Raw genomic sequence first — 17,771 nt, 5'->3', positions numbered from 1 at the left:
TATCTATTTGTCTATAAGGTGCCCGGCTCTCGCCAGTTAAAACCATCAACCGTTATATGCCCAGCAATCCGAAAAATTCAAATCGGGCCGTTTCGGAAGCAAGCTGTTGAGCCGTTTTGGCCTGGGTACCGTTGCCGGGCAACATCGTCGCGAACAGCCAACGCGAGATGACTCCCTCAATCAAGCTCATAAGAAACGCCGACCTAAGCTTGGCGTCTATTGTCGCCGGTAGCATTCCCAGTTCAATCGCCCGTTCGATATTAAGCAGAAACGCATTTTCCATCGCGATACGGGTTTCCCCGATCGCTTGACGGATCGTGTCGCTTGCGGCCATGCTTCCCAGCAGCAATTCCATCAGATGTCGGTTGGCTTCGGCAAAGAGGAACAGCCTGCAAAGCAAAGTTTCCGAAGCCTGCACCATATCTTGAACCGTACCGGAATCCTGACGATAACCTTGGGCGATAACGTCAAGCAACTGATTTCGTCCATCCTCAACGATTTCGAGGGCAACCGCTTCTTTGCTCTTGAAATACCAATAGAACGTACCTTGAGCTACACCCGCCTCGCCGACGATATCCGATATTTTGGTCGGGTGGTAGCCGTCCTTCGCGAAGCGTTTAAGAGCAATTTCCATGAGATGCCTTCTACGCTCGTTGCTGTATGAATCATCGCGATCCGAATTCGGAATCATCCTCACCTCTTGATCGACTAGTCAGTCAGCATAATTTTATATCCTATCGGTTAACTTGTATATTGTCAAGAAGAATACTCGGAATTAAGTCGCTCTTCTCCGTAGCGAGGGTTATTCTTCACGCCGCGTGCTTCTGTATACTCTCTCCGGCCTTCCAACGGTTCCGTACGAGATATCTGCGATCAGCTCGCCTTTTGCCACAAAATACTCCAGATACCTACGGGAGGTTGAACGGCTGACGCCGACCCTTTTCCCCAGCTCTTCCGCCGTCAATTCCTCCGCGCTCCGATGGATGACTGAAGCAATCTTTTCCATCGTAAGCTTGTCGATTCCTTTAGGAAGGTAGGAGTCCTTGTATCCTTTCTCGTTCGTTCCCCATAACAGCTGGTCAACCTCTTCCTGATCTACTTGTTTATTGGCGTCCTCTAATTGGCGCATTTTTTGACGGTACTTCTGATAAGATTTCAACTTTGTTTCAAATCGATCGAAAACAACCGGTTTAATCATGAAGTCATACACGCCGCCGCGTATGGCTTCTCTTACGGCATCAATTTCCTTGGCCGCGGTAATGATGATAACATCCGTTAGCGGATCGTTTTTTTGAATATCGCGCAGAAGATCAAGGCCTTTCATATCCGGAAAATACAAATCCAACAGCACCAAATGGGGTTTAAATATTTCCAGATGATCCCGCGCCTGCTGCTCGTCCGTTGCGATGCCAACGACTTCGTATCCTTCTACCTTTTCCACGAACCGGCGATTGATCTGCGCGATGCGGAGGTCATCTTCGATAATTAGCACTTGGATCATCCTTTTACTTCCTTCCTTTTGGAATGGCCACAGTAAAAATCGTTCCCCCGTGAGGATGTGCTTGAAACGTAATATAGCCGTTCAATTGCTGCACCGCCTGCTTGACTAAAGCAAGGCCAAAACCGCCTTCAGTCCCATTTTTAGTGGAAAACCCGACCTCGAAAATACGATCCTCTGCTTCCGGCGGTATGCCTACCCCATTGTCCTCCACTTCGATGATTAAATCATCGCCGAGATCGGTCATGAATAGCTTAACCTTCCTGGTTTCGCGATCAGCGGCAAGCACGGCGTCAAATGAATTATCAATTAAATTTCCGATGATGGTGACCAGATGATTGCGACTCACGGAATGGGGGACATCTCGGAACGTACTTTCCTGATCAATTTCCAATTGCACCTTAAGCTCATTCGCGCGGTTGAACTTGCCGATTAGAATTCCTCCAAGGATAGGGTCCGGAATCTCTTTCATCAGAAAGTGGATGAGACCCTGATGAACGTCTGTTTCATGCGTAATAAGATCCATGGCTTCCTGATACGATTCCAATTGGATGAGCCCGTAAATCGTATACAGCTTGTTTGAATATTCGTGGGTTTGCGCACGCAGCGCTTCCGCATAACGTTTCACCTGAGAGAGCTCTTCCGTTAACCGGAGCAGCTCCGATTTATTACGAAAGCTGGATACGGCACCAATGACTTGTTGCTGATGATTAAGGATAGGCAAACGATTGACTACCACCAAGCTATCGTTAATAATCATTTCCTTGTCAAACTCGGCTGCCCCCGTATTCATGACCTCCAACAAACGGGATTCCGGCAATACATCCAAGATAGGTTTCCCCGAAATATCCATTTCCTCGTGCGGACTCAACAGCTTTAATGCGGCTTGATTCGCCAGGGTAATCGATCCTTCTTTATTGATGGCGATGATTCCTTCATGGATGGACTCGAGAATAGCTTTCTTTTCTTGATACAGCAAACCAATTTCCTTCGGTTCCAACCCGAAGATGGACCGTTTCACGCCATTCGCAATAAAGATAGCCCCTCCGCTTCCAATCATAATCGCGATTGCCGCCAATAGGATCAAATTGTTCCGATAAGCAACGGCCGTTTTATTAATATCCTCCACCAGAAATCCGACCGATACGATACCGATGACTTGTTTGTTGTTATCAAAGATAGGCGCCTTTCCCCGCAAAGAAAGTCCTAAAGAGCCGACGGCTTCCGAAATAATCGATTGTCCTTGCAATACCGGCCCGTTGTCCCCGCCGACCATTTCCTTGCCGATTTGACTCGGAACCGGGTGAGAATAACGGATTTCGTCTAAGTTGCCGACTACGATGAATTCCGCATCGGTTTCTATGCGGATCGTTTCCGCAATCGGTTGAATGATCTTCGATGGATCAGGCTCGGAAAAAGCATCCTTTATGACTTGCATAGAGGCTACCGTCTTAGCGATCTTGAGCGCAGAAGAACCGATATGCCCTTTGAGCGTAGTTTCCAGCAGTCTTTCAAAAGTAAAGGCCAGACCGCTGATAATAATAAATAAAAGGGCGCCAATCAGCAGGATCAACCTGGTTTGTAACCGCATACAAGTCACTCCTTCCAAAAGGGCTCGTTGAATATATGATAACACGGCACTATAATTGCAGCCGTGAATTTTATGAACAAAATACGCCTTATGATTATTTTTCAACTTATTTCGTTATACTATCCAGCGCATTCAGAGGGCGTTTATATTAAGGACAGAAAGAAAAGAAAGCGTTTACAAATACGCATTCTAATTTAAGGGAGGACACAAATTAATGAATTGGAAAACCATGATGACTGCGACTCTCCTTGTTGTTAGTCTAACCGCATGCGGTACGACTAATACAAAGGACGCAGGAACGCAAGAACCCGCTTCCAAGTATCCGGAGAAGCCCATTACCGTAGTTGCGCCTTCAGGCGCTGGCGGCGGATGGGATAAAACAGCAAGATCCCTTACCAAAGTGCTGGGCGCAACGAAGCTCGTGGATAAAACGATGACCGTGGAAAACAAACCGGGCGGCGGTGGCGCCGTATTCTTGGCAGCTTATGCTACAGAAGACAAAAATAACCCCTATAAACTGTTCGTAAGCTCACCGCCTATTCTCATTAACAATCTTAAAAAAGAAGGAAACAGCCCTTTCGGTTATAAAGATACGACACCGCTGGCTCAGCTAACCAAAGATTACGGCGCGATCGCGGTATCTGCCGACTCTAAATACAACGATCTCAAATCCTTAATCGACGACATTAAAGCAGATCCGACGAAGCTCACGTTTGCGGGAGGGTCGGCGCCCGGTTCCATGGATCATCTAATCTCCATCCTGCCTGCATTCAAATCCGGAATCGATCCGAAATCGGTTAAATACTTGTCCTACGATGGCGGAGGCGAAGCGATAGCCGCTCTGCTCGGAAATAATGCCGATGCCATCGGAACTGATGTTTCGTCTTTAGGCAGTTATCTCAAAGCCGGAAAAATCAAAATCCTCGCCGTTACTTCAACCGAAAGACTCGGCGGAGATTTTAAGGATGTTCCTACTTTGAAAGAGCTGGGCATCGACGCGGAATTTACGATTTGGCGCGGCGTATTTGGCCCGAAAGAAATGACCAAGGATGAACTTAGTTATTGGGACGGCAAATTAAAGGCTCTCTCCGAGAACGAAGAATGGAAAAAGGAACTGCAATCAAACGATTGGCAAAGCGAATATAAAAATTCCGCCGACTTCGCAAGCTTTCTGGCAAGCCAAGAATCGGTCGTAAAAGAGTTGCTGACGGCGCTCGGCATGCAGAAATAATCAGCTTATATCGGGGGAGGTCCTTCCTCCCCCTTTCTTTATTTATCCAAAGGCGGTGCACAATCTTGAACAAAAAATTCGATCGCTACGCCAGCTTCGTCTATCTACTGATTGGAATCGGATTCGTGTGGCAGAGTACGACGATCAGCGCTTCGTCCTATGGCAGTAACGTGGGGCCCAATATCTTTCCCCTTGGGCTTGGGTCGCTGCTTATCCTGCTAAGTATCCGCTTATTTTACGAAGTATTAAAGGCTAAAGATCATGGCGGAGAAAAAGAAAAACTCGACTACAAAAGATTTTTGATGATTTTTGCCGCGGCTGTTCTCTATGCTTTCTTCTTTGAAGACATCGGCTATATCCTGGGCACCTTCCTCTTTCTCCTATTCAGCTTCCAAGTACTGGAACGAGGAAAATGGCTAAAGTCGCTGCTTATTGCCAGCCTGTTTTCAGTCGGTGTTTACGTCTTGTTTGTCGTTATTCTGGAAGGATCGATGCCAGGCTTTCCTTCTTGGCTATCTTTATCCTAGGGGGTATTTGAATGGAAACCTTAAACTATCTGGCGCATGGTTTCGCAACCGCTCTCCAGTGGCATAATTTACTATTCGCTTTTGTAGGGGTATTAATCGGTACGGCTGTCGGGGTTCTTCCCGGAATCGGCCCCATGAGCGGCGTAGCTTTGCTGATTCCCATTACGGCGTCGATGACCGGAGGCCTTGGACCGGAAGAAGCGGCGACAAGCTCCATTATTCTTCTGGCAGGCGTCTATTACGGTGCGATGTACGGGGGATCGACCACCTCCATTTTATTAAATACGCCAGGGGAATCCTCCTCTGTCGTGACTACCTTGGACGGTTATCAAATGGCTCGGCAAGGAAGGGCTGGAGCGGCCCTAGCCATAGCAGCGATCGGATCTTTTGTTGCCGGATTGTTCGCGCTTATCGCGCTTGTTGTATTAGCGCAGCCTTTATCTACAGTAGCGATCAAGTTCGGACCCGCGGATTATTTCTCTTTAATGCTTCTGGGACTTGCCGCCGTGAGCGGTCTGGCCGGGAAATCGATGACTAAGGCGTTGATCATGACCGTGCTAGGCTTACTTCTGGCCACCATCGGGATGGATACGGTTTCCGGTGTCGCACGATTCACTTATGACATACCGGTGCTTTATTCCGGTCTCGAATTTCTGACGGTAGCGGTCGGTTTGTTTGCTTTGGGCGAAGTATTTAAAACGATTCTGGAAAAAGACTATTCCAGCGGAAAAATAGCTAAGATAGGGCGAGTCTTACCGACCAAACAGGATCTCAAGGACAGCGCAGCTCCCATAGCCCGGGGCTCGTTATTAGGGTTCTTTATTGGAATATTGCCGGGCGCCGGCGCTACGTTGGCTTCCTTCTTCAGCTATATTATGGAAAAGAAAATGAGTAAACGGCCCGAAACGTTCGGCAAAGGGAATATCGCCGGGGTTGCCGCTCCCGAATCCGCCAATAATGCGGCATCCGGCGGAGCAATGATCCCGCTGCTCACCTTAGGAATTCCCGGCTCTGGTACAACTGCCATTCTAATGGGTGCCCTAATCATGTATAACGTCCAGCCGGGTCCTTTATTATTCGATGAACATCCCCAAGTGGCTTGGGGGCTGATTGCGAGCATGTTTATCGGAAACTTGATGCTTCTTATTCTCAATATGCCGCTTGTTAAAGTATTCGCCAAAGTCATTCAGACGCCGGCGAAATATTTAATTCCGATCATTGTAGCGATCTCCATCTTCGGCGTATATGCGGTTCAAGCGCAAATCTTCGATCTCATGCTGCTTCTTGGCTGCGGTATTGCCGGCTATTTTCTCGTAAGGAACGACTATCCTTTAGCCCCCTTGGTGCTCGGCTTAGTGCTCGGACCGATGATTGAGAATAATATGCGCAGAGCGCTGACCACTTCCAACGGCGATTTTATGATTTTCCTGCAAAAACCGATGTCCGCCGTGTTCTTGCTGATCGCGGCGCTCTGGATTATTGTCCCGCTCTTGATGAAAAAGAGAGGAAAACAAGTAATCGTCAATGAAGAAGGTTAATTCACGTCGAGATCAAGAAACCAGATGGAGGTTACAATGGACAACAACATGCTCGGCGGAAAAAGCATTATTCTCAGACTCGAAATCAATATCCATGAAATCAAATTCGGCAAGGTAGCAGCGGCAATATTCGAAGCAGGCGGCGACATTGTTGCCATGGACGTCATTCAGACGAGCCAGAACATGACCGTGCGAGACATCACGATCACCGTTGCCGACGCGATCGATATCCATAAAATCACGGAAGCGGTCAAGAACTTGCAAGGCGTCAGCCTGGTAAACGTATCCGACAGAACTTTTCTGTTGCATCTGGGCGGCAAAATCGAAATCAAACCGAAAACGCCCATTCAGAATCGGGATGACCTCTCTCGTGTCTATACTCCGGATGTCGCCCGCGTATGCATGGCTATTCATGAAGAGCCAAGGAAAGCTTTTACGTTAACCGTCAAAAGAAACACCGTTGCCGTTATATCGGACGGAAGCGCTGTGTTAGGTCTTGGCAATATCGGCCCTTACGCGGCGATGCCCGTCATGGAAGGGAAATCCATGCTTTTCAAGCAATTCGCCGATGTGGATTCTTACCCGATCTGTTTGGATACGCAGGATACGGAACAGATTATCGCCACGATCAAAGCCATCGCTCCCGGCTTCGGCGGGATCAACCTCGAGGATATTTCTTCGCCTCGATGCTTTGAAATCGAACAACGGCTCCGCGAAGAGCTGGATATCCCCGTGTTCCACGATGATCAGCATGGCACGGCGGTCGTCTTATATGCGGCATTGATTAATGCTTTAAAAATCGTAGGCAAATCCATTGACGAGATTAAGGTAGTCGTTTGCGGTATTGGCGCGGCAGGCGTTGCTTGCAGTAAAATTCTTCTATCCGCAGGGGTCAAAGAGATCGTTGGCGTGGACCGGGATGGTGCCTTAACTGCCGATAAGAAGTATGACAACGCCATATGGCAGTGGTATGCGGAGCACACCAATCCTTATCGCATTCAGGGTTCTCTGCAAGAAGCCATTCAAGGCGCGGATGTATTCATCGGCCTTTCGGCGGGCGGACTTCTGCACCGTGAGGACGTCATGGAAATGGCCGAAAATCCGGTCGTCTTTGCGATGGCCAATCCGACGCCGGAGATTAGGCCGGAAGAGGCGGAAGATATCGTCGCGGTCATGGCAACCGGCCGATCGGATTACCCTAACCAAATCAACAACGTATTGTGTTTTCCAGGCATCTTCCGCGGCGCCTTGGATTGCAGGGCTACGACGATCAATGAAGAAATGAAGCTTGCCGCAGCTGAAGCTATCGCCTCGTCGATAACAGATGAAGAAAGAAATCGGTTTTATATTATACCCAGCGTGTTTAATCAACAAGTCGTGAAAGCGATTCGGGATCTCGTTATTAAAGCCGCTATGAAGACCGGCGTGGCGCGGAGAATTCCTAGAGAGTACAGATGAGGGGTAGATGAACGTGGTTGGCGATTTATTAGTCGGCTTGATTAAACTTATGGTCATTAATATCGTCTTAAGCGGTGATAATGCCGTCGTCATTGCATTGGCATGCCGCAACCTCCCGGCGCATCAGCAAAAAACGGCTATCTTCTGGGGCAGCGTCGGTGCAATCGGTTTACGGGTCATTTTAACTTTCATAGCCGTTTGGTTGTTACAAATTCCTTATATTCAAATCTTCGGCGGACTGCTGCTCATTTATATTGCGATTAAGCTGTTGAAAAACGATGGAGACGAGGAGAACTTAAAATCAAGCACCAGAATGGGCGAAGCGATTAAAACGATTATCGTTGCCGATTTAATCATGAGTCTGGATAACGTCCTTGCCGTGGCCGGCGCAGCGGATGGCAATCTATTGTTGATCGGACTTGGACTCGCGATTAGCATACCGTTGATTATATGGGGAAGTCAGCTGTTGATGCGGCTAATGAATCGCTTCCCGATTATCGTTCTATTAGGGGCAGGTTTATTGGGCTACACGGCGGGAGAGATGGTATTGAACGATAAAGCGATTGATCGCTTTGTCGAATCCAATTTCCAAATAGGCCATTATATCATTCCGATCGGGTTGGCTTTACTCGTTGTTATCATCGGAAAAACGGTTTCCGCTAAGAAGAAAGCATCCTATCAACCTATTTCCGAATAAATACGCGCTTGCCGTTTAGCGTTGACTATAGTCATAGGAGGCTGCCGCCAATGAGCGCTGGCATTAAAACTATCGTTGATATTAATCAAACCGCCGCCAACTTCAAATCAAGCATCGTACTCCAAATTAATCATAAAATGGTTGATGTAAAAAGTATTCTTGGCTTGAGCATAACTCTGCTAAATTCCGATACCTACAAGCTTGAGATTCATGGTCCGGACGAAACGGAAGCCAAATCCGCTATGATCGAAGTTTTCAAAAAACACCATCTTGCAGTAGAAGTAAACTAACGGATTAATAAGAGAGAGGCGGTCACTCCGTGACCGCCTTAAAGCAGTTGTTCGCGAATGCTGAAAGAAATGGTTGTGCAGTGATTTATTCCTGCCCAACCATTTTGTATTTTTGGTCTATTAACGCCTGGATGTTTTCGCATGACAAAATGCAAAAAGTGCAGGCTGATTCGCCAAAAAATGTTTTTTTAACCGTTTAACTGCAAATAGTACAGGTGTTTGGGGTTAGTGAGAGCCATATTAGCCGGTTCGGGCTAGAACACATGTAGGAAATACAGTTTGATTGCGGAATATCTCGTTTTCAAGCAAAATAACTGTAGTAAATACAGTTCGCGCCTAGCCAAGTCGGGCAAATCTAGCCAGTGAAGACTGGTCGAGGTAAAGACCAGCTGCTTTCGCCATAACGGTTGAAGGGGCTTACGTGCCATAACGCATGAACAATCGATATCATATAAGCCTTTCCAAATGGAGCTCCTGCTCCTTGCTAAGATCGATATAATTTCCTTTTACCTCAACGACGGGATGCACCGGATCATGAGCGCTCACCATTACGATTTTCCCTTCGTTTCCATCCGATAAGACAACCCTGTTCCCGATGAGCATATCCATGATTCTTTTCAAGAAGCTAAGCGTTATCGCCGGATCCAGTGCCCCGTACACATTGTCCGACATTTCCTTAAGCACCTTGTAGAACGGAACCGGATTTTTGTACACCCGCTTGGAAACCATGGCGTGAAAGACGTCCGCTACCGCAACGATCTTGCTGTAAATATCGACCTCAGAACCCTTTAAGCCGAAGGGATATCCGCTACCGTCTTCTCGCTCATGATGCTGCAGCGCGACATAAGCATATCGCTCCGATATTCCCGACGAATGCCTGATGATCTCGTAACCGTAGACGGTATGTTCTTTAACCATCTCGTATTCTTCGTCCGATAATTTCCCCGGCTTGTTCAGAATAGCAAGCGGTATCTTGGCTTTCCCGATGTCATGCAAGAAACCCGCGGTCGTTAGTTCAAACAACTCCCCTTCGTCTAACCCCCGGGCTTTGCCGATTAACTTAGACAATATCGCTACGCCGATACTGTGCCTATATACATACTCATCCCGTTGCTCCAAATGAATGAATATTTGATTCAGTTTCGGGTGATTGCTCATGAATATAACCATCGGGATAATCTTATCGCGTACGGCCATAAACGGAATTTGATCCCCGTTTCTTGCTTTATCGAATAAATCCTTGACCTCTTTAATCGCGGAATCCACTAGGTGCATAATGGCCACAGGCTCGACGTCGTCATCGAACAGTGCAATTTGCTGTTGGGCCAGCAATGTGATATCTTTTTGCGTCAATACCGTGAAATTCGGAATAACCAGCGTTCCCAGGTCATTATATATGTTCTTGTTTACGCGCATACCCATATATAGATCCTGTCGCGATTGATCCTTATTCATCTCACCATCCACTTTCCGTTATCAGACTTTTCTCGTGCGGTCTAAGCATTCTTCTTCAGGGTCTGAATATCGAAAGTCGTATTATCGACCGGTTCAAAAATATCCTTGCAATATTTGCCTATGCAAACCCGTCCGGAATACATCTTCTTAACCTGTACTTTTCTTTTGGCCTTAAGGACGGAATTGGCGCCCGTTTGCCCCCCGATTACTTTGGCCGATATGCTGTCCCCCGCCTCAAGCCGGGAACCGCGGCATATCGAATTATCATGCATAAAGATAATGTTCCTGGCAGAATACAGATCGCATAACAGCACCCCGTCGCGGTGAATCACGATGTCGCCGTTGGACTTCAATTCGCTGTTGTGGCATTGATTGATACTGATTTCCACATTCTCTTCCTGCATCCTGGCTACTTCCTTATGGGTATCCTGAAGCAATGTCAGGAAACTCTGAACGAAACCGTAAGTCGCTACTTCCAGCAGTTTCGTAGGCTGCGAGAATATTCCGGATATTTCCTTCAGCTTCTCGTATTCCTCTTGTTTGATGTGTTGAATGTTCGAGATGACGAACTGTAATTCTTTAATCGTATCGGGAATTTCTTTCATCTTCGTTTCCATGAGCAGCAAAATGATTTGCCCGTAACGAACGGCCTGCCTTTTGGATTCGAGCGCTTCTACCAGCAGTTTGGACGCGGCCAACAGCCTCTCAATATAGTCGCATAACAGTTTCGAAGTATGATAGAGACGATTAAACAATACGCCAAAATAACCCGAGTAAAGCTTGCTCGCGACAACGTTCCCTCTGACGTTAATGCTGCCGGTGGCCGTTATGGTAGAGTTGTATACGTTTCCGTAAACATACACGTTGCCAAGCGACTCTATAATCATATTATCCGTAACGTCCCCATATATAACAACGTCTCCGGAAAATACAATGTTGCCCGTTTCGATATCCACGTTCCCCGACACGATATAAGACGTAGAAACGTCGAAGGTTTTGATTTTCCCCCCCGTCATTCTGGGTCTCCCTTGTATCCGCGCGATTACGGCTCCATCCGGGGTCAGTTCGACATTCGATTTCGCCACGATGAACAAGTCTTTGGGCGTGCTCGGTATCGTGATGCTTCCAAGAACGTCATATCCGGCAATCCCGTCGACCAATGGGATTTTTCTCGCCATTACCTCTCCTTTCTGGACGGACGGAATTCTTAAATGGTTCCGGTAATCAATCGTGCCTTCCACTTCGAAAAACTGGCTTTCCACCTGCTGGGCAAAATAAATTTCCAACCGCGCGTCTTTGCCGGGTATCGGCTCTTTTCCTCTGGCGACGATGACGGGTTGGTAGGTGGGCAGCAATAGTTCTTGTTGGATAGCGGCAAATTCAATACGCGCCTTAATAGACATCTCCTCGAGCTTGGAGACCACGTCGCCCAATTGGACCGTCTTTAATACGATGTCTCGATCCTCTTCTACCCTTAGCATGAGTCGATTGGCTGGCCCGCCGTCGACGAGCCGCCAAGGAAATCGTTCTTTCGCGTGCAGAAGCAAGTGGGCCAATAATTTATCCTCGGAAATGGATATATCGAACAAGGGCTGCTCTTCAATGACCCAGGATAGTCTATCTTCCGCGGTCACTTTGGATTCCCAAGCAACTTCCTTGTCGTTTATGTACAATTTAACCGGACTCATCGGATAGATAATGGCATAATCTCCGCCGTTGATCGGATTTTGCACGTAAATTTGCTGATTTACGATGCGAATCCATCCATCTTGTTTATTATTGTGCTTATCTGAACTTGAGGCGTCTACGCTTGTTTCTTCGCTCCCCGAATAATCGTCCATTTCATCCAGGTTTAATTGATTGATTAGCGTAGTCAGCTCTGCCTCGGAAATATACTTCTTCATGAATTGCACCTCTCGAATCACAAACTGATGGAATTGTGCGAAATGTATGCGGTTTATAAACCAAAAAAAAGACATCCCCCGAATGGAAGATGTCTTACACCCCATTCGGCAGCTTGGCGACCGTAGAACGTTAGTTCCTTAGGCCCATAGCTTTGCGTCCCTCTTTTTCAAGAGGTTTGCCTTTTCGTGTGTGCGTCTCGTTAGTGGGTAGGTCTTTTACAACTTTATTACTATGAGATTTGAATCCCGAAACCTATTTACAGGCTCTTATCCTCTTATTATATGTTTATAGTCGCATTCATTTCAATAGCATGTAAGATTTTTGTCAAAAAATGTTCTTTTTTCTGCTGAAGGTTGGCTTTTATTTGATTTCCACGACCCAACCGAACGGATCTTCTATCGCCCCTCTTTGAATTCCGGTCATGAAGTCATACAGCTTGGCCGCAACAGGTCCTGTCCGGCCTTCGTTTAGCGTCAACTTGTCGCCTTGCCAATTCAATTCCCCAATCGGCGAGATGACGGCTGCCGTTCCGGTACCGAAAGCTTCCTGCAGCAAGCCGCTTCGATAGGCTTCAACCAATTCATCGATGGAGATCGCACGCTCCTCGACTTCAATGTCCCAATGCTTAAGCAAACGGATGACCGAATCCCGTGTTACTCCGTCTAATATGCTGCCGTTCAGAGCAGGCGTAATGACCTTATCGCCTACTTTGAAGAATACGTTCATGCTGCCGACTTCCTCGATATATTTCCGGTGGACGCCGTCTAGCCACAGCACTTGAGAATATCCCTTGTCGGTCGCTTCTTGCTGCGCTTTAAGCCCTGCCGCATAATTACCCCCGGTCTTGGCGTTGCCAACCCCGCCCGTAACGGCCCGGACATATTCCGATTCCACATAGATGCTGACCGGGTTGATTCCTTCTTCGTAATAAGAGCCCACCGGCGATAGGATGATGATGAAATGGTACTGTTCTGAAGGAGATACGCCGAGCGTTGCCTGCGTGGCGATAACGAATGGACGAATATATAACGATGTTCCTTGTTCGGCGGGAATCCAATCCTCATCCACCTTGATGAGCTGTCTTAAGGCTTCCATGACCAGTCCTTCATCAAGGGACGGAATGCTTAACCGCGCATTCGATCGATTAAGCCGCTGTAAATTCTTATAGGGGCGGAACATTAAAATCTGGCCCTTCGGGGTCCGATACGCCTTCATTCCTTCGAACACCGTCTGCCCGTAATGGAATACTTTGGCCGCGGGATCCAGAAGAATCGGCTGGTAAGGAACGATTCTCGGATGATGCCAGCCTTTGCCCGCATCGTAATCCATAATAAACATATGATCCGTAAAATACTTCCCGAAGCTAAGCTGATCGATTGCCGGCTTTGCTTTATGCGCCGTCGTACGCTCTACCACGATTGTGAGTCCCATTTAAACATCTTCTCCTTGCCTCTGTCGGTTATAGTTGAATGATAGCAGAGCGTTAAGTATATAGCGAACGAAGGGCAAATTACCCGCGCGGCCAAGCAACTCAATATGGAACAGCCGCCTTTAAGCCGTCAGCTTAAGCTTATGGAGCAAGAGCTGGGGGTTGTCTTGTTCGATCGCAACGGGAAGCAATTGCAGCTTACGCATGCCGGGGAACGGCTGCGCCAGAAGGCGATCGCCCTGCTTCATCAGTTTAATGAAACGATTACCTATGTACAAGAGCTGGGCGAAGGCGTTCAGGGCGTCTTATCGATCGGGGCCGTCGTTTCTTGTATCTCCTTATTACCCAAAGCCATACGAACGTTCTCGGAAAAATATCCGCAGGTGACCTTCAAAATCCGTGAAGGGGACCATTTTCAGATGGGCGAATGGCTCGAGAATAGGGATATCGAACTGATCTTAAGCCGCCTTCCTTTCGAATCCGACTTCCAGTCGCAGCACTATTCCGTCTTGCCTCTCCCTTCGGATCCTTTTGTCGCCCTCATTCCCAGCGAATGGTGCACGAACTCCGCTCAAGAGACCTTGTCCTTGCAAGAACTAGCCCGTTATCCCCTCCTTACCTTAAAGACGGATAGAACCACGGGAATGCATGAGCTCGTCTTTCAAGCCTTCAAGCAGCAAAACTTGGAACCGCGAATCGTGAGCGAATGTTCCAGCGTCGCCATTACGGTTGCGCTTGTCGCTTCCGGAATCGGAGTTGCCCTGTTGCCTAAATCGGTGATGACCTCGTTTGCCTCGCCGAACGTGAAACAAAAGACGATCTCGGATGCCGAATTTCACAGCGACATCGGGATCGTATGGTTGAAGAACCGCCATCTCTCCAAGAGCGCCCGCCATTTCATGGAGATGTTCCTGCCCTAAAAACAAAAAAGCCGTCGAGAAAATTCTCTCAACAACCCGATGCGTATTTATGTGGTTTGATTGAACCGTTTACGAAATGAGCGTACCTTGCTTAAGGGTCTTCATATCTTTATTCGTATTGGCAAGCAACGGAAGCATTCTCACTCCGCTTACCATCGGAGACAGGCATAAGTGGCAGGTCGGCAAGTTCTCGAAAGCAAAGTTGTCGCGAATCCAGCCCTTGCATCCTGCGGTATTGCAAGACCAAATCGCTGTTTCTTCATGAGGGAGATCCTCTGTTGATTTTTTGCGAAAATACAACGCCAACCCCTCCTTTGAGTGAAAAAAAACTACCCTTAACCAGGTTAAGGGCAGTTGCGTTCGTTGAAATTTACAGCTTTACAACGTTCTCTGCTTGCGGTCCGCGATTGCCTTGTACCACATTGAATTGAACGCGTTGGCCTTCGTCAAGGGATTTGTAGCCGTCGCCTTGAATAGCGGAGAAATGTACGAATACGTCATTTCCGCCTTCCACTTCGATAAAGCCAAAGCCTTTGTCTGCGTTAAACCATTTCACTGAACCTGTTTCCATAATAGATAACCTCCACAAATTTATTAACATGTTTTTTTCGTTCAAACAAAAATCACACATTGGAAAAGATATCATCGAACAAATGATAACCTTTGCAATATGTGATTCCAAGGGTTTTAATTTGTTTGTAAGATTTCAACTATAACATATATATTCAAATGTCGCAAGCGTATGCCAAATATTTTTTTCAAGACCCACAATTAGTGATTTAATGGGCTTGCATATTTAGCGGGAATGCTATAGAGTTAGAACTCCGGTCGAGTGTGGTGAAGATGTCGCCGGTTTCATTAATGCCGCGGGGTGGAGCAGCCCGGTAGCTCGTCGGGCTCATAACCCGAAGGCCGCAGGTTCAAATCCTGCCCCCGCAACCAACTTTTAAATAAGGGATGACCTATTATAATCCTCGACGTGCGGACGTCGAGGATTATTTTTATTTTCCGATAAATTGCTGCGTCCAATAGGCTTCCCCGTTCTTTAGTACATAACCGACTCCCAGATGAGTATAGGAACCGTTCATTATATTTTTCCGATGTCCGGGCGAGTTCATCCAAGCCGTCACGACCTCTTGCGGGGTTGGTTGGCCTTTCGCGATATTCTCTCCGGCCGATTGATATTGCACGCCGAAATTCCGCATCATTACGAACGGGTCGCCGTAGGTAGGCGATTCGTGGGAAAAATAGTTGTGGGCCGCCATATCCTCGGACTTCGCCCGGGCAGACCGATTAAGGTTTGAATCGTTCCCTGCGCAAGGCGACAATCCCGCTTTCTGCCGCTCTTGATTCGTTAGCGATAACACTTGCGCTTCATAGCCGTCGAGGCTCTGGTTGGCAGGGAGCGTAACCGTCTGATTCGGTTGGATTGGCACGTCGGCCGACCCTTCAGGATTTGCGCTAATGTTCTGCCCCAAATTCGGATTCAGCTTTAGCAATTCGTCTATGCTCACATGGTATCGATCGGCGATATCCCTTATCGTTTCATTTTTCTGAACGACATGTTGGTTGGCGGGGAGCGTCGTATCCACCGAACTCAACCGAGTAAGCGATTGTGCTTTCATCGGTGTGTTCTGCTTCCCGCAAGCCGCCAGCAATACCAAGATTAAGATCATGACAAGACGTTTCATTTGTTATCCTCCTTTGCCTTTATGGACATTAATCTCCCCCTTCTTCCTGAAAATCATTACATCCGTTCCTATTTTCTTTACTACGAATTAGGCTTAGCTGCTTGTACTTTTAACAGCTTCCCTTTCACCGTCGTGTCCTTCATCGCTTCGATGACGCGCGGGCCTTTGCCGTTCAGGATATCAATGAAGGTAACGCTATCTTGAATCGTAATGATGCCGATATCTTCCGCCGTAACGCCCTCGATTCGGGAAAGCGTACCTACGAAGTCTACGGCTCTTAGCTTCTTTTTCTTGCCGCCATTGAAATATAGCTTCATGATGCCTTGATTTAATTGCTCGTTCTTGTCCTTCTTGATCGTCGGCTGAACGCTCAGCTTCTTCTCGAAGGCAGCTTGCCTAAGCGCGACTTCGTCCTTGGAAGGCATTTTCCGCTTGCGGATTTCAAACCCGATGTAGCTTTCGATAGCCGCCAAGAACTTGTCCTCATTCGGCGCGGCGAAGCTGATCGCTTCTCCCGTCTTGCCCGCGCGGCCCGTTCTCCCCGTCCGATGCACGTAACTTTCCGCATCTTGGGGAAGATCGTAGTTGATGACATGCGTGATATTCTCAATGTCTATGCCCCGTGCAGCCACGTCCGTTGCGACCAAATAACGGAAAGCCCCTCTGCGGAACTCATTCATCACCTTAAACCGATCCTCTTGCTCCATGCCTCCATGAATTCTGCCCGTTCGGAAACCAAGTTGGTCCAACTGCTTATAGATTCGGTCGACCTGCTCCTGGGTTCGGCCGAATATCATGCAGCTGTCCGGATTCTCGACGACGAGAATATCGTGAAGCAAGTTCGGTTTATCGCCCTCTCTCACCGTGATCAAGGAGTGGTCGATCAGGGTATTCGTTGCTCCCGCCGCCGTTGACACCTCGATATCGACCGGATTCCTCATGATTTTATGACAGAGCTTCTCTACATCTTTGGGCAACGTAGCCGAGAATAGCATGGTCATCCTATTCTTAGGCAGCTTCCCGACGATCTTCTCCACTTGCTCGATAAATCCCATGTTAAGCATCTCGTCGGCTTCGTCGATGACCAAATATTCGATCCGATCCATCTCCAGAGTTCCTCTATCGATATGATCCATTACGCGGCCTGGCGTACCGACAATGACATGGGTTTTCTGTTTTAATTGCGCGGTTTGCTTAGCAAACGACTCTTTGCCGTACAGAGCCGTCGCTTTAATCCGTTTGAATCTCCCGATATTCGTAATGTCCTCGTTCACCTGCACCGCGAGCTCTCGCGTTGGAGTCAAGATCAACGCCTGAGGCTTATTCTCTTCCCATTGAACGAGCTCGCAGACCGGAATTCCGAATGCGGCGGTCTTGCCGCTTCCCGTCCGCGATTTCACGGTCAGGTCTTTGTTCTGCAGCGCGAGAGGGATCACTTTATGCTGAACTTCCGTCGGCTGCTCGTAACCTAAGCCGCCAAGCGCCCGGATAATCTCTTCGCTTAAGCCGTAATCTGCGAAACGTTGATTGTCGCTCATCTA

General features: G+C 47.9%; 18 protein-coding genes, 1 tRNA gene and 1 riboswitch. Of the genes, 9 read left to right on the top strand and 10 right to left on the bottom strand.

Translation table 11 applies throughout. The annotated features are described in order from the left end of the window. Window positions 1-52 precede the first annotated feature (52 nt). From K7P76_RS09645 to K7P76_RS09635, 3 genes are all read right to left on the bottom strand, one after another. Complete coding sequence (locus K7P76_RS09645; protein WP_232185085.1) at window positions 53-691, bottom strand: TetR/AcrR family transcriptional regulator; 639 nt, start codon at window positions 689-691, stop codon at window positions 53-55. Between the two features lie 111 nt (window positions 692-802). Continuing rightward, the gene (locus tag K7P76_RS09640; RefSeq protein ID WP_232185084.1) at window positions 803-1,501 is read right to left on the bottom strand and encodes a response regulator; all 699 of its coding nucleotides are present in this window, start codon (window positions 1,499-1,501) and stop codon (window positions 803-805) included. 4 nt (window positions 1,502-1,505) lie between these two features. Continuing rightward, window positions 1,506-3,089 (bottom strand): ATP-binding protein, encoded by a 1,584-nt coding sequence (locus K7P76_RS09635; RefSeq protein ID WP_232185083.1) that lies wholly within the window; start codon window positions 3,087-3,089, stop codon window positions 1,506-1,508. A gap of 214 nt (window positions 3,090-3,303) precedes the next feature. On the opposite strand from K7P76_RS09635, the gene K7P76_RS09630 reads away from it, so the two are divergent. From K7P76_RS09630 to K7P76_RS09600, 7 genes are all read left to right on the top strand, one after another. Continuing rightward, entirely contained in the window at window positions 3,304-4,320 is a 1,017-nt protein-coding gene (locus tag K7P76_RS09630) for a tripartite tricarboxylate transporter substrate binding protein (RefSeq protein ID WP_232185082.1), read from the top strand. 65 nt (window positions 4,321-4,385) lie between these two features. Beyond that, window positions 4,386-4,847, top strand: a complete 462-nt coding sequence (locus K7P76_RS09625) for a tripartite tricarboxylate transporter TctB family protein (RefSeq protein ID WP_232185081.1) — start codon at window positions 4,386-4,388, stop codon at window positions 4,845-4,847. A gap of 11 nt (window positions 4,848-4,858) precedes the next feature. Continuing rightward, window positions 4,859-6,385: a tripartite tricarboxylate transporter permease gene (locus K7P76_RS09620; RefSeq protein ID WP_232185080.1), complete on the top strand. Its 1,527-nt coding sequence runs from the start codon at window positions 4,859-4,861 to the stop codon at window positions 6,383-6,385. 36 nt (window positions 6,386-6,421) lie between these two features. Continuing rightward, complete coding sequence (locus tag K7P76_RS09615) at window positions 6,422-7,843, top strand: NAD-dependent malic enzyme (RefSeq protein WP_232185079.1); 1,422 nt, start codon at window positions 6,422-6,424, stop codon at window positions 7,841-7,843. A gap of 7 nt (window positions 7,844-7,850) precedes the next feature. Beyond that, window positions 7,851-8,540, top strand: a complete 690-nt coding sequence (locus K7P76_RS09610; RefSeq protein ID WP_232185078.1) for a TerC family protein — start codon at window positions 7,851-7,853, stop codon at window positions 8,538-8,540. 50 nt (window positions 8,541-8,590) lie between these two features. After that, on the top strand, window positions 8,591-8,830 hold the full coding sequence (locus tag K7P76_RS09605; RefSeq protein WP_232185077.1) for an HPr family phosphocarrier protein: 240 nt from the start codon (window positions 8,591-8,593) through the stop codon (window positions 8,828-8,830). 29 nt (window positions 8,831-8,859) lie between these two features. Continuing rightward, window positions 8,860-9,030, top strand: coding sequence for a hypothetical protein (locus K7P76_RS09600; protein WP_232185076.1), 171 nt, complete (start codon window positions 8,860-8,862; stop codon window positions 9,028-9,030). 247 nt (window positions 9,031-9,277) lie between these two features. Here K7P76_RS09600 and K7P76_RS09595 read toward each other — a convergent pair whose 3' ends face one another. From K7P76_RS09595 to K7P76_RS09585, 3 genes are all read right to left on the bottom strand, one after another. Further along, window positions 9,278-10,285 carry an HD-GYP domain-containing protein gene (locus K7P76_RS09595; RefSeq protein ID WP_232185075.1) on the bottom strand — a complete coding sequence of 336 codons (1,008 nt, stop codon included), beginning with the start codon at window positions 10,283-10,285 and terminating at the stop codon, window positions 9,278-9,280. A 41-nt stretch (window positions 10,286-10,326) separates the two neighbouring features. After that, window positions 10,327-12,189 carry a FapA family protein gene (locus K7P76_RS09590; RefSeq protein ID WP_232185074.1) on the bottom strand — a complete coding sequence of 621 codons (1,863 nt, stop codon included), beginning with the start codon at window positions 12,187-12,189 and terminating at the stop codon, window positions 10,327-10,329. A 104-nt stretch (window positions 12,190-12,293) separates the two neighbouring features. Beyond that, window positions 12,294-12,380: riboswitch (cyclic di-GMP riboswitch) on the bottom strand. A gap of 170 nt (window positions 12,381-12,550) precedes the next feature. Further along, a complete protein-coding gene (locus K7P76_RS09585; protein ID WP_232185073.1) occupies window positions 12,551-13,621 on the bottom strand; it encodes a branched-chain amino acid aminotransferase in 1,071 nt (356 codons plus the stop codon). A 60-nt stretch (window positions 13,622-13,681) separates the two neighbouring features. Here K7P76_RS09585 and K7P76_RS09580 point away from each other — a divergent pair, with 60 nt between their 5' ends. Continuing rightward, on the top strand, window positions 13,682-14,539 hold the full coding sequence (locus K7P76_RS09580; RefSeq protein WP_309244751.1) for a LysR family transcriptional regulator: 858 nt from the start codon (window positions 13,682-13,684) through the stop codon (window positions 14,537-14,539). 69 nt (window positions 14,540-14,608) lie between these two features. Here the strand turns inward: K7P76_RS09580 and K7P76_RS09575 are convergent, their stop codons facing one another. Both K7P76_RS09575 and K7P76_RS09570 read right to left on the bottom strand, forming a co-directional pair. Further along, complete coding sequence (locus K7P76_RS09575; RefSeq protein ID WP_232185071.1) at window positions 14,609-14,839, bottom strand: cold-shock protein; 231 nt, start codon at window positions 14,837-14,839, stop codon at window positions 14,609-14,611. A gap of 70 nt (window positions 14,840-14,909) precedes the next feature. Then, entirely contained in the window at window positions 14,910-15,110 is a 201-nt protein-coding gene (locus tag K7P76_RS09570; RefSeq protein ID WP_232185070.1) for a cold-shock protein, read from the bottom strand. 294 nt (window positions 15,111-15,404) lie between these two features. Between K7P76_RS09570 and K7P76_RS09565 the strand changes: the two genes are divergently transcribed. Continuing rightward, window positions 15,405-15,481: transfer RNA gene (locus K7P76_RS09565), tRNA-Met, on the top strand. Between the two features lie 59 nt (window positions 15,482-15,540). Here K7P76_RS09565 and K7P76_RS09560 read toward each other — a convergent pair. After that, window positions 15,541-16,230, bottom strand: a complete 690-nt coding sequence (locus K7P76_RS09560; RefSeq protein WP_232185069.1) for a CAP domain-containing protein — start codon at window positions 16,228-16,230, stop codon at window positions 15,541-15,543. A gap of 80 nt (window positions 16,231-16,310) precedes the next feature. Next, complete coding sequence (locus K7P76_RS09555) at window positions 16,311-17,768, bottom strand: DEAD/DEAH box helicase (protein ID WP_232185068.1); 1,458 nt, start codon at window positions 17,766-17,768, stop codon at window positions 16,311-16,313. Window positions 17,769-17,771: the final 3 nt, after the last annotated feature.

Source organism: Cohnella silvisoli, assembly GCF_021190915.1.
Taxonomy (GTDB): domain Bacteria; phylum Bacillota; class Bacilli; order Paenibacillales; family Paenibacillaceae; genus Cohnella; species Cohnella silvisoli.
This window is presented reverse-complemented; position numbering and strand designations above follow the sequence as displayed.

What these genes read in the sequence shown, in the direction of transcription:
- K7P76_RS09645 (WP_232185085.1), bottom strand. Translation starts at nt 691, where the DNA reads ATGATTCCGAATTCGGATCGCGATGATTCATACAGCAACGAGCGTAGA.
- K7P76_RS09640 (WP_232185084.1), bottom strand. Translation starts at nt 1,501, where the DNA reads ATGATCCAAGTGCTAATTATCGAAGATGACCTCCGCATCGCGCAGATC.
- K7P76_RS09635 (WP_232185083.1), bottom strand. Translation starts at nt 3,089, where the DNA reads ATGCGGTTACAAACCAGGTTGATCCTGCTGATTGGCGCCCTTTTATTT.
- K7P76_RS09630 (WP_232185082.1), top strand. Translation starts at nt 3,304, where the DNA reads ATGAATTGGAAAACCATGATGACTGCGACTCTCCTTGTTGTTAGTCTA.
- K7P76_RS09620 (WP_232185080.1), top strand. Translation starts at nt 4,859, where the DNA reads ATGGAAACCTTAAACTATCTGGCGCATGGTTTCGCAACCGCTCTCCAG.
- K7P76_RS09615 (WP_232185079.1), top strand. Translation starts at nt 6,422, where the DNA reads ATGGACAACAACATGCTCGGCGGAAAAAGCATTATTCTCAGACTCGAA.
- K7P76_RS09610 (WP_232185078.1), top strand. Translation starts at nt 7,851, where the DNA reads ATGAACGTGGTTGGCGATTTATTAGTCGGCTTGATTAAACTTATGGTC.
- K7P76_RS09605 (WP_232185077.1), top strand. Translation starts at nt 8,591, where the DNA reads ATGAGCGCTGGCATTAAAACTATCGTTGATATTAATCAAACCGCCGCC.
- K7P76_RS09595 (WP_232185075.1), bottom strand. Translation starts at nt 10,285, where the DNA reads ATGAATAAGGATCAATCGCGACAGGATCTATATATGGGTATGCGCGTA.
- K7P76_RS09590 (WP_232185074.1), bottom strand. Translation starts at nt 12,189, where the DNA reads ATGAAGAAGTATATTTCCGAGGCAGAGCTGACTACGCTAATCAATCAA.
- K7P76_RS09585 (WP_232185073.1), bottom strand. Translation starts at nt 13,621, where the DNA reads ATGGGACTCACAATCGTGGTAGAGCGTACGACGGCGCATAAAGCAAAG.
- K7P76_RS09570 (WP_232185070.1), bottom strand. Translation starts at nt 15,110, where the DNA reads ATGGAAACAGGTTCAGTGAAATGGTTTAACGCAGACAAAGGCTTTGGC.
- K7P76_RS09560 (WP_232185069.1), bottom strand. Translation starts at nt 16,230, where the DNA reads ATGAAACGTCTTGTCATGATCTTAATCTTGGTATTGCTGGCGGCTTGC.
- K7P76_RS09555 (WP_232185068.1), bottom strand. Translation starts at nt 17,768, where the DNA reads ATGAGCGACAATCAACGTTTCGCAGATTACGGCTTAAGCGAAGAGATT.